Source organism: Burkholderia sp. AU17457, from assembly GCF_002223255.1.
Lineage (GTDB): Bacteria > Pseudomonadota > Gammaproteobacteria > Burkholderiales > Burkholderiaceae > Burkholderia > Burkholderia sola.
Window position 1 is genome coordinate 768,837 of sequence record NZ_NKFB01000005.1, and the last position, 13,579, is coordinate 782,415.

The following is a 13,579-nucleotide window of genomic DNA, read 5'->3' on the forward strand; positions in this document are numbered from 1 at the left end:
CATATCAGGACCGGCGCGCGGCGGCGGCGACTCGCTACACTGCCGTACCGGTTGGACGGGCCCCGGCATCAGGCCCGCGAGCAAGGAGACAGAAGAGGATGGACACCCCACGCGCAGCGGTCGTCACGTACCGCGGGAAGGCGATCGAGAACACGCACATCGCCCATGTGGCGGTCGTCGATGCACGCGGCCGGCTGCTGGCCCGGTTCGGCGACCCGTTCCGGATGACGCTCGCGCGGTCGGCGGCCAAGCCGGCCCAGGCGCTGTCGGTGATCGAGACGGGCGCGCCGGAGCGCTTCGGCTTCGACGACGCGGACATCGCGCTGATGTGCGCGTCGCACAGCAGCGAGGATCGTCACATCGAACGCACGCGCGCGATGCTCGCGAAGGTCGCCGCCCACGAATCGGATCTGCGCTGCGGCGGCCATCCGCCGTTGTCCGACGCGGTGTACCGGGCATGGATCAAGCGCGACTACACGCCGACCGGCGTGTGCAGCAACTGTTCGGGCAAGCATGTCGGGATGCTGGCCGGCGCGCAGGCGATCGGCGCCGCGATCGCCGATTACCATCTGCCCGACCACCCGATGCAGGTGCGCGTGAAGCACGTGGTGGCCGATGCATGCGGCCTGCGCGACGACGAGGTCGACTGGGGCATCGACGGCTGCAACCTGCCGACGCCCGCGTTCTCGCTGGATCGGCTGGCGCGCCTGTACGCGTCGCTGGCCGACGGCGCGGACGCGGTGGAAGCGGGCGGCGCGCTCACGGACCGCGTGCGCGCGCTGGCGCGCATTCACCGTGCGATGACCGCCCATCCGGAGCTGGTCGCAGGCGAAGGGCGCTATTGCACGGTGCTGATGAACGCGTTTGGCGGGCAGGTGGTCGGCAAGCTCGGCGCGGATGCGTGCTACGGGATCGGCGTGCGCGCGTCGGAACGCACGCGGCAACTCGGCGCGGACGGTGCGCTCGGCATCTCGGTGAAGATCGAGGACGGCAATCTCGACGTGCTGTATATGGTCGTCAGCGAAATCCTCGAGCGGTTGCAGATCGGCACGGCCGAGCAGCGCGCGCAACTGTCCGCGTTCCACCGGCCGCCGATGCTGAACACGCAGGGTGTCGAGTTCGGGCACGCGACGTTCCCGTTCGAATTGCAGGCGGCTTAGGGCCAGCGCAAGCCCGTTATTAGCGTGAACAGGCCCTGACGCGGTCGCCGCGCCGATGCCGCCGGCCCGCCATCCGGGCCGCGCCTCGGCGCGCGCTACGCGCGTGCGTCGCGAAGCTTCGCCAGCTCCCGATCCGACAGCTCGCCGATCTGCGCGAGATGTTCCACGAGAAAATCCTTCAGCACGCGCAGCTTCGCCGAGCTGCGCCGGTTCGCCAGATACGCGATGTAGATGAATTCGCCGGTCAGCCGGTTCTGCAGCCGGTAGCGCGGCAGCACGGCTTCAAGCTGGCCGCCCGCGAGCAGGTCGCGCACCAGCCAGATCTCGAATTCCGCGATGCCGAGCCCCGCGCAGGTCGCTTCCAGCAGCAGCTCCGAATGGTCGGTGACGAGATTGCCGGCCGGCAGCACGCTGTGCCGCGTGTCGCCGCGCACGAGCTCCCAGCGCGGATCGCCTTCCGGGTGCACGTAGCGCAGGCAGTTGTGGTGCTTCAGGTCGTCCGGCGTCGCCGGGCGACCGCAGCGGTCGAGGTAGCCGGGCGTCGCGCACAGGATGCTGTCGTTGCGCGACAGCCGGTGGACGACCAGGTTGTCCAGGTAGTTCTCGCCTTCGTGGATGTCGAGATCGAAGCCGCCGGCCACGAGGTCGTTGTGGTTGTCGGTGAGCCGCACGTCGAGCTGGATCGTCGGGTAGCGCGCGAGAAACGGCGCGATCAGCGGCGCGAGATGGCGGCGGCCGAACGCGACCGGCGCGGTGAGCTTCAGCGGGCCGCTCGGCTGCGCATTCAGCTCGGCGACGACGCGTAGCGTGTCGTCGAGATCGGCGATCAGCGTGACCGCGCGCTCCAGATAGATATGGCCGGCTTCGGTGAGCGTCACGCTGTGCGTCGAACGGTGCAGCAGCGCGACGCCGAGCGCCTCCTCGATCGCGGTGACCTTGCGCGCGACCGTCGACGTCGACACGTGCATCTCCTTCGCGACCGCCGAAAAACTTCCCGTTTCGACCACCCGCACGAACGCGCGCATGGCGCCCAGGTGATCGATGCCGGTTTCTCTCGCGCCTTTTTTCATTCGATTCTCGCTGTTGCGTCCCACGCAAAACCGCTTTCGATAATACAGAAGGGAGCTTGTTTTTGCAAAGGCATAGAATGCGAACCCGTCGCGTCGGCAAGCGGCGGCCGGCGAGCGGCACGAGACATTTCAGGAGGGCACGATGGCAGAAAACGGCTTCCGCGTCGAAGCGGATCTTTTAGGCAAACGAAGCATTCCGGATACCGCCTATTACGGCGTCCACACGCTGCGCGCGAAAGAGAATTTCGACATTTCGGGCCGCACCATCGCGTCACTGCCGTACCTCGTGATGGCGCTCGCGTCCGTGAAGGAAGCGGCGGCCGACGCCAATTGCGAACTCGGGCTGCTGCCGCGGTCGTACCGCGATGCGATCGCCGCCGCGTGCGTCGAGATCCGCGAAGGGCGGCTGCACGACCAGTTCGTCGTCGACGTCATCCAGGGCGGCGCCGGCACGTCGACCAACATGAACGCGAACGAGGTGATCTGCAACCGCGCGCTCGAAATCATGGGGTACGCGCGCGGGCAGTACGAATACCTGCATCCGAACGAGCACGTCAATCTCGCGCAGAGCACCAACGACGTCTATCCGACCGCGATCCGGATCGCGACGTGCTTCGCGGTCGAGCATCTGCTCGAAGCGATGGCGCGGCTGCGCGATGCATTCGCGGAGCGGGCCGACGCGTTCGCCGGCTTGCTGAAGCTCGGCCGCACGCAGTTGCAGGACGCGGTGCCGATGACGCTCGGCCAGGAATTCTCGACCTACGCGGTGATGTTGACGGAAGACATCGCGCGGCTGCAGGAAGCCGGCTGGCTGATTCGCGAGATCAACCTCGGCGCGACCGCGATCGGCACGGGGATCACCGCGCATCCGCAATACGCGGAGAAAGCGCTGGCCGCGCTGCGCCGCATCACCGGCCTCGACCTGAGCACCGCGCCGAACCTGATCGAGGCGACGCAGGATTGCGGCGCGTTCGTCCAGGTGTCGGGCGTGCTCAAGCGGATCGCCGTCAAGCTGTCGAAGATCTGCAACGACCTGCGGCTGCTGTCGAGCGGCCCGCGCGCGGGCTTCGGCGAGATCAACCTGCCGCCCGTGCAGGCCGGCTCGTCGATCATGCCCGGCAAGGTGAATCCGGTGATTCCGGAAGTCGTCAACCAGGTCGCGTTCGAGGTGTTCGGCAACGACGTGACCATCACCTTCGCGGCCGAGGCCGGCCAGCTTCAGCTCAACGCGTTCGAACCGGTGATCGCGAGCGCGCTGTTCCGCAGCTTCAGCCACCTGACGGCCGCGTGCACGACGCTCGCGCAGCGATGCGTGAGCGGCATCACCGCGAATCCGGAACGGTTGCGCGAAACGATGGAGCGCTCGGTCGCGCTCGCGACCGCGCTGAATCCGTACATCGGCTACAAGCGCGCGACCGCCGTGGCCGCCGAAGCGCATGCGACCGGCAAGTCGATCCGCCAGGTCGTGCTGGCGCGCGAACTGATGACCGAGGCGCAACTCGACGAAGCGCTGCAGCCCGAAGCGCTGATCCGGCCGCGCGCGTTCTGACGCGAGCCGGTTCGCGGTCGTACCGAAAACGCCCCGGAGCGGGGCGCGACACATCTACAAACAACGGAGACTCACGATGAAACACCCCAGCGAGCGCCCGGCCGGTCCGGCCGGCGGCGCGGATGCCGCGCATGCCGATCCCGATGCGATGTTCGCGTCGCACGAAGCCGGCTATGCGAAGCAGTTGAAGCCGCGGCACGTGCAGATGATCGCGATGGGCGGTGCGATCGGCACCGGCCTCTTTCTCGGCGCGGGCGGTCGCCTGCAAAGCGCGGGGCCCGCGCTCGCGCTCGTGTATCTCGTGTGCGGCGTGTTCGCGTTCCTGATCATGCGCGCGCTCGGCGAACTCGTGATGCACCGGCCGACCAGCGGCAGCTTCGTGTCGTACGCACGGGAGTTCATGGGCGAACGCGCGTCGTTCGTCGCGGGCTGGATGTACTACCTGAACTGGGCGACGACCGGCATCGTCGACATCACCGCGGTCGCGATCTACATGAAGTACTGGGCCGTGTTCACCGACGTGCCGCAATGGGTGTTCGCGCTCGGCGCGCTCGGGATCGTGTCGGTGATGAACATGATCGGCGTGAAGGTGTTCGGCGAGATGGAATTCTGGTTCTCGCTCGTCAAGGTCGGCACGCTCGCGGTGTTTCTCGCGGTCGGCGCGGTGTTTCTCGCGAGCGGCCATCCGGTGGGCGGGCAGATGACGGGGCTGCACCTCGTCGCGGATCACGGCGGGATCTTCCCGCACGGGATCCTGCCGGCCGTGCTGATCGTGCAGGGCGTCGTGTTCGCGTATGCGAGCATCGAGCTCGTCGGCGTCGCGGCGGGCGAGACCGCCGACGCGCGCAAGGTGCTGCCGAAGGCGATCAACAGCGTGATGTGGCGCATCGCGCTGTTCTACGTCGGTTCGGTCGTGCTGCTGACGATGCTGCTGCCGTGGACCGCGTACAGCGCGCACGAAAGCCCGTTCGTCACGTTCTTCAGCAAGCTCGGCGTGCCGTATGTCGGTACCGTGATGAACGTCGTCGTGCTGACGGCCGCGCTGTCGAGCCTGAATTCCGGCCTCTATTCGACGGGCCGCGTGCTGCGCTCGCTCGCGATGGGCGGCTCGGCGCCGCGCTTCGTGTCGCGGATGAACGCGCGCGGCGTGCCGTACGGCGGGATCGTGATCACGGTCGCGATCAACGCGATCGGCGTGCCGCTGAACTATATCGTGCCGGCGCAGGCGTTCGAGATCGTGCTGAACATGGCGTCGCTCGGGATCATCACGACGTGGGGCTTCATCGTGATGTGCCAGATCCTGTTCCGTCGCGCGGTCGATCGCGGCGAGATGAAGGCCGTGTCGTTCCGGATGCCCGGTGCGCCGTTCACGTCGTGGCTCACGCTCGCGTTCCTCGGCGGCGTGCTGGTGCTGATGGCGTTCGACTACCCGGGCGGCACGTGGACCATCGCGACGATTCCCGTCGTCGTGCTCGCGCTGGTGATCGGCTGGAAGCTGGCGAAACGTGGCGCCGAGCGCGAGCGGGCGGCGGCGATGCCCGCATCCGTGCGTGCCGTTGCGGATCCCGCGCAGAACGCGTGACGTCATGCACCGGGGGGCGGTCCGTTCGCGGGCCGGCGCCCCGGTGCGTCCGGTTCCGGTTCAATTCTCAAATTCAGTTCAACCCGGCGCGCTCGCCGACCCATCGGCCGAAATCGCCGGCCATCTCCGCGGTCAGCTCGTGGCCGGCCGCATACAGACGCGTGTCGTGCGCGACGCCGAGCGCCGTCAGCTTCGCGTCGGCCGTGTCGGCCCACGCGATGGGCAGCTTGTCGTCGAAGCGGCCGTGCATCACCAGCGCGTGCAGCGTGCTCAATGCATCGCGCGGCGCGATCAGCGGATCGATTTCCGGCAGGATGCGCCCGCACAGCACGGCGAACGCGCTCACGTCGCCCGGCGACGTCAGGCCCACGCTCGCGCTCATGATGCCGCCCTGGCTGAAGCCGGCGATCATGGTCGGCAACGCGGGGGCCGCGCCATCCCGCGCGCGGAGCGCATGCAGCAGTGTGAGCAGGTGCACGCGGCTCTCGTCCGCACGCGCCGCATCGATTTCAGGGCCGTTCGGGCCGAAACGCACCGGAAACCATGCATGCTGATTGGGCCCGAATGCGAGCGGCCCGCGCAGGAACGCGATTTCGATGCGTGGATCGATCGTGTCGGCCACGTTCAGCAGGTTGGTCTCGTTGCCGCCGACGCCGTGCAGCAGCAACAGGCGGGCGGCGGGGCGGCCGGTGGCCGGACGCAGCAGGTATCGAAGGCCGGAATCAGGTTCGGTGGTCAGCGGCAGGACGTCGGTCATCGCAGGGGTCCGGTTGGGGGGAGTGATCCGACAGTCTAAAACGCCCCGGGGGTGAGGTGAATCGCCGGATTGCGATTGATTCTTTCTCACCAGGAATGAATTGACCGGGTTGAAAGTTTTTTGTCAGAATCGGGTGCGACCACCGACACACTGGGAGATCCGATGAATTCGACGAAAAGATTTGAAGCCGACGATGCCAAAGCTGAACGGTTTCCCAAGGACGCGGGATTCGGCGCTCGCGGTTCCCATGAACCTCGTTGCAGCGCAGTGAGCGCGAACGAGCCGGCGCCGGAGCAGTCGGCGTGGCTGGCACCTCTGATCGGACCAATAGACCCGGAGTTTGAAAACGCGCTCGCGTCGCGACCCGCGATTTCAGACGAGAGCGGATGCGTTTGACGTTGCGGCAGCGAAGCGAAGGCGCAAACGTTTTACCGGTATTCGACCGGATTGAATTATCGGATCGAGAAATAAAAGAATGAATATCCAGATCCGATTTGCCGAGGTCGCCGGGCAAGCCGGACGGGACGCCCAGGCTGGCAGTTAACGGCCGGTCCAATAAGAACTTTAGCCTTTTCTCCCTACAATTAATCATTGCGATTTTCTCAATGGCCGATTGATTTTCGGTCATCGGACAGTCATACACCATCCCCGATAATTCGGCGCTCACATTCTTTCAATAGACCAAAGGGCGATCGAAACCCGATCGCTGCGGGGAGCCGTGTTCATGACCATCCGTCATCGCATTACGCTGCTAGTCGTCCTGACGTTCTTCGCGCTGTCCGCGATCGGCGTCTACGCCGTGTACCAGACGCGCAAGAGCGCGTCCGAAGTGCGTCAGGTCACCCAGGGAATCGTGCCGAGCGCGCTTGCGTCGGCGGATCTCGTCGCCGACGTGAAGAACATCCAGATCGCGACGATGACGCTCGTCTACGCGCCCGACGCGAACACCGCCGCGCAGGCGCGCGACGAGCTGACGGCGAAGCAGGCCGCGCTGCGCGCCGCGCTCGACGCGCAGGCGAAATCGGCGGTCGGCCGCGCGCAGGAAGGCCTCGTCGCGCAGGCGAAGGACAGCGCCGCGAACTATTTCGCGGCGATCGACGACACCGTGAAGATGAAGACGGACGGCAAGGCCGGGATGGCGCAGGCCTACCTGTTCGCGAACGTCGCGCAGTATCGCGACGAACTCGAAAGCATCGTCGACACGCTGCGCGTCGAGAAGAACCGCCAGAAGGACGACGCGATCGGCGCGCTGAACGGGATGCTCGCGACCACGGCGACCGCGATCGCGGGCGTCGCCGGCACGGTGATCGTGCTGCTGACCGCGCTCGGCTTCGTGCTGTATCGCCAGATCACGCGCCCGCTGATCGGGATGCAGACGGCGATGAGCGAGATCGCGACGAGCCAGGATTTCACGCGCCGCGTGCCGGTGGGCCGGATGGACGAAATCGGCCATTCGATCGTCGCGTTCAACGGGATGATCGAGAAGATCCAGGAGAACGCCGCGCAACTGAAGCAGAAGACAGCCGATATCCAGGCGATGCTGCAGAACATGCAGCAGGGCATCCTGACCGTCGTCGAAGGCGGCGTCGTGCATGCGGAATATTCGGCGTACCTCGAAACCATCTTCGAGACGAACGACATCGCCGGCCGCGACCTGATGGCGCTCGTGTTCGACGATTCGGCGATCGGCGCCGACGCGCGCTCGCAGGTCGATGCGGCCGTGCATGCGTGCCTCGGCGAGGACAGCATGAACTTCGGGTTCAACGAGCATCTGCTCGTCAACGAAGTCGCGAAGCGGATGCCGGACGGCCGCGAGAAGTGGCTCGACCTCAGCTGGTCGGCGATCACCGACGAGACCGACACCGTGGTGCGCCTGATGCTGTGCGTGCGCGACGTGACCGAGATCCGCGCGCTGACCGCGCAGGCCGGCGAACAGCAGCGGCGCCTCGAGATGATCGGCGAGATCCTGTCGATCAGCCAGGACAAGTTCCACGACTTCGTGCACAGCGCGAAGGGCTTCCTCAGCGAGAACGAGCGGATGATCCGCCAGCACGAGCGCGTCGATCACTCGATCGTCGCGGCGCTGTTCCGCAACATGCACACGATCAAGGGCAATGCGCGCACGTACAGCCTCCAGCACCTGACGAACATCGTCCACGAAGCGGAGCAGGCGTACGAATCGCTGCGCCGCGCGGACGGCGGCCCCGAATGGAACCGCGACGCGCTGATGGACGATCTGGCGCGCGTGCGCGAAGCCATCGATCACTACGCGACGATCAACGCGGTCACGCTCGGCCGCAGCGGCGAGCCGGCACCGAATGGCGCCGATTTCCTGATGGTCGAGCGCGCGCATATCCGCGAGAGCCTGCGCGTGCTCGACGGCGCCGATCCGGCGAACGCGTCCGACTGGCACGCGGCGCGCGATGCGGTGCGCCGCATGCTGAGCCAGCTCGGCACGCAAGGCATCGGCGACGCGCTCGGCGGCGTGATCGAGTCGCTGCCGTCGCTCGCGGCCGAACTCGGCAAGCCGGCGCCCGTCGTGCACATCGACAGCCACGGCCAGCGCGTGCGCAGCGAGATCGTCGCGACGCTGAAGAACGTGTTCATGCACCTGCTGCGCAATGCGATCGACCACGGGATCGAATCGTCCGACGCGCGGCGCGCGGCCGGCAAGCCGGCGTCCGGCACGATCGACATCGCGGTCGGGGTGGGCGGCGGCGAACTGTGGTTCGTGCTCGCCGACGACGGCCGCGGCCTCGCGCTCGACCGGATTCGCGGCATCGCACGCGAGCGCGGCTGGATCGATGCCGCGAGCGAAGCGGCGCTGTCCGACGAGGACGTCGCCGAGCTGATCTTCCGGCCGGGCTTCTCGACCGCGCAGACGGTGACCGAAGTATCGGGGCGCGGCGTCGGCATGGACGCGGTGCGCAATTTCCTGAAGCGCGACGGCGGCGATATCGCGCTGCGCTTCACCGACGATCGCGTCGGCGCGCCGTATCGCGCGTTCGAGACGATCGTGTCGCTGCCGGCGCGTTTCGCGGCGGACGGTGCCGCGCACGGCGCGGGCCACGCGCAGCGCGCGCACGGCGCGGATATCGGCGCGGCGGAGTGACGGCGTGATCGTGCAGGCGTGGATGATTCAGATGGCCGCCGCGCTGGCGGGCGGCGTGGTCGTCGCGGTCGCGGCGGCGATCGTGTTTCGCGTGATGCGCCAGCGGCTCGTCGCGGCGCTGGCGCGCGATGCGCACGCGTTGCGCGGTGCGCTCGACGCCGCCGGCGCACGCGCCGATGAAGCGGCGTCGGCGCATGCGCGAGCGGCCGATGCATGGGCGCAACGCGAGGCGCGGCTGGAGGAGGCGCTGACGCGGGAGGTATCCGCGACCGGCGCGCAGCGCGACGCGTTGCAGGCGCTGTCGGCCGATCGCGCGGCGCTCGCGCAGCATGCGATGAAGATCGCCGACGAAGCCGCGCGCTTGCGCGGGCTCGCCGGCACGTTCGAGCGCTGGCACGAGCAGATGATCTCGCTGACCACGCAGAACCAGGACATGCGCGCGAAGAACCAGGAGCTGTCGGCGATCGTCGCGCACGTGTCGATCGTGTCGCTGAACGCGTCGATCGAGGCCGCGCGTGCAGGCACGGCCGGACGCGGCTTCTCGATCGTCGCGAGCGAAGTGCGCGGGCTGGCCGCGCGTTCGCAGGAGCTGTCGAACAGCTATCGCGACAGCCTGAACCGCAACGATCTCGTGACGGCCGCGACGTTCCAGGACATCCAGGCCGGCGGCAAGATGATCACGGCCGCGCTCGCGACCGTCGAGACGCTGGCTGGGCAACTGCATGCACGGATCGAAGGGGCGGCGGCGTGATCAGTGCGCAGGCGAGGGCCGGTTTCGAACGGATCTTCTTCGATGCCGCGCGCACGCGGCTCGCGGCCGGCGGCACGTGCGACATCCGGCCGGCCGCCGGTCACGAACACGACGCGCCGGATCGCGTGCGCGCGAAGTCGGGATCGAAGCCGAACGTGGTCGAGCATGTGGTCGTGCTGACGATCTCCGCGCTGTATTTCCGCCTGCTGCTCGCGCTGCGCTTCAGCGACGACGACGCGACGCGCCGCCATTTCGCCGGCGCGGCGGCGGGCGCGAACAGCCAGCGGCCGCTGACCGACGCGTTCATGGAAGTCGCGAACCTGTGTTGCGGCGCGATCAACCAGGCGCTGACCGCGCCGTTTCCCGATCTCGGGATGTCGACGCCTTACCTGCTGAGCGGCGCGAGCCTCGACTTCATGCACGCGCTCTCGCCCGATTACGTGGCCGCGTACGATCTGACGCTCGACGGCGACGTGCGGGTCGGCGCGACGCTGTGCGCATGCGCGAACGCGCCGGTCGATTTCCACGTGCCGGAAACGGCGATGATGGACGCCGGCGGCGAACTCGAACTGTTCTGACGACCATCAGGAATCCATCGGATGAACGAAGATCAACCCGTCAGCAAGGTGCTCGTACTCGACGACAGCCGCGTGCACGCCGATGCGATCAAGCGTTTCTGCGACGCGCACAACCTGGTCGGCCTGACCGTGCGGCGCAGCCGGCTGCTGAAGGTGCTGCGTTCGAACATCGATCTCGGCGCGATCCTGCTCGCCGAGGATTACGGCGGCTCGCCGGCCGAGAGCGCGATCATCGCGACGCAGATCGACGCGCTGCGGCCCGAGCTGCCGATCATCCTGCGCCGCGAATCGCTCGCGTCGCGCGACGGGCTACCCGATGCGCTCGCCCGTGTCGCGTGCGCGGCCTACGTCGCCGACGACATGACGCCGCTCGAGCGCGCGATCGACGAATACCTGTTCAGCCGCGACTATCCGAACGCGCTCGTGCGCGGCATCTCGGAAATCACCGAGGCGCGCATCGACAGCCTGTTTCCGGGCATGACGATCGAGCACGATACGCCGTGCATCGTCCGCGACCAGATCATCTTCGGCGAGGTGTTCAGCCTGATCGCGCTCGAAAGCGCATGGTGTCGCGGCTACATGCTGTTGCAGACGAGCGAGCAGCCGCTGCTCGACATGCTCGGCGGCACGCGCGACGGCGGCCGCGCGCCGGATTTCCGCGACGTGAACAGCGTGCTCGGCGAGCTGACCAACCTCGTGTGGGGCGCGTTCAAGAACCGCTATCTCGGCGACGCGGAGGCGCTGGCGCGCCATCCGGTGCAGGTGCCGCTCGTCGTCAATCACAAGCAGAAGTTCATCTCGTTCGGCGGCGACTGTCCGCAACTCTGTTTCAAGTATCGGATGACCGATCCGGCGTCGGGGCGCGCGGTCCGTCTCGACCAGCGTTTCGTGTTCAGCCTGAGCTGGTCGCCGGAGGATTTCCGCGAATCGGTGCAGGACGTCGGGCCGATGGTCGAAGCGGGCGAACTCGAACTGTTTTGAATGTTGAAGTCGGCAACGACGAAAGGGGAATACGACATGGCAAAGATTCTGGTGGTCGACGATTCGGGCACGGTGCGCGACGAAGTCGCGGGCTTCCTGCGCAATCACGGGCTCGACGTCGCGACGGCGGTGGACGGCAAGGACGGGCTCGCGAAGCTCAAGGCGACGCCCGGCGTGCGCCTCGTGATCAGCGACGTGAACATGCCGAACATGGACGGCCTGACGATGGTCGAGAAGATTCGCGGCGAGCTGGCGAACACGGCGGTCAACGTCGTGATGCTGACGACCGAAAGCAGCCCGGCGATGAAGGAGCGCGGCAAGGCCGCCGGCGTGAAGGGCTGGATCGTGAAGCCGTTCAAGGGCGACGCGGTGCTCGACGCACTGAAGAAGCTCGCGGGCTGACGCGCCAGCGGGCCGTCGAACGGTTGCGCGCGCAATTTACAGCGCGCCGGGATGTCCGTATCCTGCCGGATGCCGAGGGCGGCGTGGCGGCGCATCGTGCGCCGCACGCCCGGCATTGACGAACATCAGAAACGGAACGAAACCGATGGCATCCGAACACGGGCGACCCGCTGCGCGGCACACGGGCATGCAAATCGCGAAGGGCGTCGTTTTTACCATCGTCGGCACATGCATGCTGATCGGCGTCGCGCTGTACGCGCAGTCGACGCGCGAATTCCTGCGAACGTCGGTCGTCGTGCCGGGGCGTGTCGTCAAGCTGAACGCGGGCGCGCATCATCCGGAGATCGCGTTTACGACGCTCGCGGGCGAGCAGGTCGAATATGCGCAGGGCGGCGACGTCAGCGTGCAGGACGGCGCGACGGTCGAGGTGCGCTATGCGCCGGACGCGCCGAAGATGACCGCACGGATGAATACGTTCGGCGCGATCTGGGGCGGCGTGCTGACAATCGGCGCGATGGGGGTGGTCTTTTTCGCCGTCGGCGTCGCGCAATTGTGGCCGGGCGTGCGTGCATGGCGTAGCGGGCGGAACGCGGCCGCGCGCTGACGCCCTGACCTGAAGCTTGCAGGCTGGCTACCGGCCCGCCGCCGCGGTCGCGAATTCGTCGACGACGGCTTCGATCACCGCCTGCACGCGCGCGGTCTTGTAGAGATCGGCATGGGCGACGAGCCACACGTCGAAATGATTGCACCGCTGCGGCATGAGCCGCACCAGTTCCGGCTCGGTGTCGGCGCGAAAGCACGGCAGCTCCGCAATGCCGAGCCCCGCCAGCGTGGCCTCCACCAGCATCATCGTCGACGAGGTCTGGAACATCACGCGTCCGCGCGACGTCGGTTCGCCGCACAGCGCATCCCACATCGCCGGCACTACCGGCTGCTGGTACATCACCAGATCGTGCCCGTCGAACGCGTTGCCCGCGAGCGGTTCGCCCCGTTCGGCCAGGTAGCGGCGCGATGCATAGATGCCCGTTTCGAGATGCCCGAGCCGCCTGGCGATCAGGTCCGGCGATTCCGGCCGCAACGTGCGGATCGCGAGATCCGCTTCGCGGCGCGTGAGGTTGGTGATTTGCGCCGACGTCACGCACACGACGTCGATGCCGGCATGTCTGCGCCGCAAGCGGGCGATCGCGGGCACGACGAAACGCTTGCCGAGCGAGTCGGTCGTGGCGATGCGCACGGACCCGGCCAGTTGCTCGTCGAGCCCCATTACGCGGCGTTCGATCGTGAGCGACGCGCGCTCCATCGTTTCGGCCGGTTCGAGCAGCGCTTCGCCCGCGGTCGTCAGCACATAGAGGGACGGTGTGCGGAGAAACAGCCGGGCCGACAGTTCGTCCTCGAGCGCGGCGATCCGGCGCCCCACCGTCGCCTGGTCGACGTTCAGCTGCGCCGCGGCGCCGCGCAGCGTGCCGGTGCGCGCCAGCGCGAGGAAGAAGCGGGCGTTGTCCCAGTTCAAGCGGATCGATCGTGTCATCGGGCAGGCGGCGACGGACGGGAAACGGTGATGCAGATCTGCATCGGGGAAATGCGAAATTATCACTTTTCCGCATCGCGCGCCCGGTCCTAGACTTCCGGCATCTGCA

Annotated in this window: 12 protein-coding genes; 9 read left to right on the plus strand and 3 right to left on the minus strand. The window is 67.3% G+C overall.

Translation table 11 applies throughout. The features are described 5' to 3' along the window. Window positions 1-98: 98 nt before the first annotated feature. Window positions 99-1,160: an asparaginase gene (locus tag CFB49_RS20740; RefSeq protein ID WP_089492183.1), complete on the plus strand. Its 1,062-nt coding sequence runs from the start codon at window positions 99-101 to the stop codon at window positions 1,158-1,160. Window positions 1,161-1,255: 95 nt separating this feature from the next. Here the strand turns inward: CFB49_RS20740 and CFB49_RS20745 are convergent, their stop codons facing one another. Next, the gene (locus CFB49_RS20745) at window positions 1,256-2,230 is read right to left on the minus strand and encodes a LysR family transcriptional regulator (RefSeq protein ID WP_089436286.1); all 975 of its coding nucleotides are present in this window, start codon (window positions 2,228-2,230) and stop codon (window positions 1,256-1,258) included. A gap of 142 nt (window positions 2,231-2,372) precedes the next feature. Here CFB49_RS20745 and CFB49_RS20750 point away from each other — a divergent pair, with 142 nt between their 5' ends. Next, the gene (locus CFB49_RS20750) at window positions 2,373-3,779 is read left to right on the plus strand and encodes an aspartate ammonia-lyase (protein WP_089492184.1); all 1,407 of its coding nucleotides are present in this window, start codon (window positions 2,373-2,375) and stop codon (window positions 3,777-3,779) included. Window positions 3,780-3,855: 76 nt separating this feature from the next. Next, window positions 3,856-5,361, plus strand: coding sequence for an amino acid permease (locus CFB49_RS20755; protein WP_089492185.1), 1,506 nt, complete (start codon window positions 3,856-3,858; stop codon window positions 5,359-5,361). Window positions 5,362-5,434: 73 nt separating this feature from the next. On the opposite strand, the gene CFB49_RS20760 is transcribed toward CFB49_RS20755, so the two are convergent. After that, entirely contained in the window at window positions 5,435-6,118 is a 684-nt protein-coding gene (locus CFB49_RS20760; protein WP_089492186.1) for an alpha/beta hydrolase, read from the minus strand. Between the two features lie 724 nt (window positions 6,119-6,842). Here CFB49_RS20760 and CFB49_RS20770 point away from each other — a divergent pair. From CFB49_RS20770 to CFB49_RS20795, 6 genes are all read left to right on the plus strand, one after another. Next, window positions 6,843-9,230, plus strand: a complete 2,388-nt coding sequence (locus CFB49_RS20770) for an ATP-binding protein (RefSeq protein WP_089492188.1) — start codon at window positions 6,843-6,845, stop codon at window positions 9,228-9,230. 22 nt (window positions 9,231-9,252) lie between these two features. Further along, complete coding sequence (locus CFB49_RS20775; RefSeq protein ID WP_089492798.1) at window positions 9,253-9,981, plus strand: methyl-accepting chemotaxis protein; 729 nt, start codon at window positions 9,253-9,255, stop codon at window positions 9,979-9,981. Continuing rightward, window positions 9,978-10,559, plus strand: a complete 582-nt coding sequence (locus CFB49_RS20780) for a hypothetical protein (protein WP_089492189.1) — start codon at window positions 9,978-9,980, stop codon at window positions 10,557-10,559. The genes CFB49_RS20775 and CFB49_RS20780 overlap by 4 nt, the downstream gene beginning before the upstream one ends. A gap of 21 nt (window positions 10,560-10,580) precedes the next feature. Further along, window positions 10,581-11,540 carry a chemotaxis protein CheX gene (locus CFB49_RS20785; RefSeq protein ID WP_089436291.1) on the plus strand — a complete coding sequence of 320 codons (960 nt, stop codon included), beginning with the start codon at window positions 10,581-10,583 and terminating at the stop codon, window positions 11,538-11,540. 36 nt (window positions 11,541-11,576) lie between these two features. Beyond that, a complete protein-coding gene (locus tag CFB49_RS20790; protein WP_006486240.1) occupies window positions 11,577-11,942 on the plus strand; it encodes a response regulator in 366 nt (121 codons plus the stop codon). A gap of 145 nt (window positions 11,943-12,087) precedes the next feature. Continuing rightward, window positions 12,088-12,546, plus strand: a complete 459-nt coding sequence (locus CFB49_RS20795) for a DUF3592 domain-containing protein (protein ID WP_089492190.1) — start codon at window positions 12,088-12,090, stop codon at window positions 12,544-12,546. A gap of 27 nt (window positions 12,547-12,573) precedes the next feature. Here the strand turns inward: CFB49_RS20795 and CFB49_RS20800 are convergent, their stop codons facing one another. Further along, window positions 12,574-13,452: a LysR family transcriptional regulator gene (locus CFB49_RS20800; protein ID WP_249190217.1), complete on the minus strand. Its 879-nt coding sequence runs from the start codon at window positions 13,450-13,452 to the stop codon at window positions 12,574-12,576. Window positions 13,453-13,579 lie beyond the last annotated feature (127 nt).

What these genes read in the sequence shown, in the direction of transcription:
- CFB49_RS20740 (WP_089492183.1), top strand. Translation starts at nt 99, where the DNA reads ATGGACACCCCACGCGCAGCGGTCGTCACGTACCGCGGGAAGGCGATC.
- CFB49_RS20745 (WP_089436286.1), bottom strand. Translation starts at nt 2,230, where the DNA reads ATGAAAAAAGGCGCGAGAGAAACCGGCATCGATCACCTGGGCGCCATG.
- CFB49_RS20750 (WP_089492184.1), top strand. Translation starts at nt 2,373, where the DNA reads ATGGCAGAAAACGGCTTCCGCGTCGAAGCGGATCTTTTAGGCAAACGA.
- CFB49_RS20755 (WP_089492185.1), top strand. Translation starts at nt 3,856, where the DNA reads ATGAAACACCCCAGCGAGCGCCCGGCCGGTCCGGCCGGCGGCGCGGAT.
- CFB49_RS20760 (WP_089492186.1), bottom strand. Translation starts at nt 6,118, where the DNA reads ATGACCGACGTCCTGCCGCTGACCACCGAACCTGATTCCGGCCTTCGA.
- CFB49_RS20770 (WP_089492188.1), top strand. Translation starts at nt 6,843, where the DNA reads ATGACCATCCGTCATCGCATTACGCTGCTAGTCGTCCTGACGTTCTTC.
- CFB49_RS20775 (WP_089492798.1), top strand. Translation starts at nt 9,253, where the DNA reads ATGATTCAGATGGCCGCCGCGCTGGCGGGCGGCGTGGTCGTCGCGGTC.
- CFB49_RS20785 (WP_089436291.1), top strand. Translation starts at nt 10,581, where the DNA reads ATGAACGAAGATCAACCCGTCAGCAAGGTGCTCGTACTCGACGACAGC.
- CFB49_RS20790 (WP_006486240.1), top strand. Translation starts at nt 11,577, where the DNA reads ATGGCAAAGATTCTGGTGGTCGACGATTCGGGCACGGTGCGCGACGAA.
- CFB49_RS20795 (WP_089492190.1), top strand. Translation starts at nt 12,088, where the DNA reads ATGGCATCCGAACACGGGCGACCCGCTGCGCGGCACACGGGCATGCAA.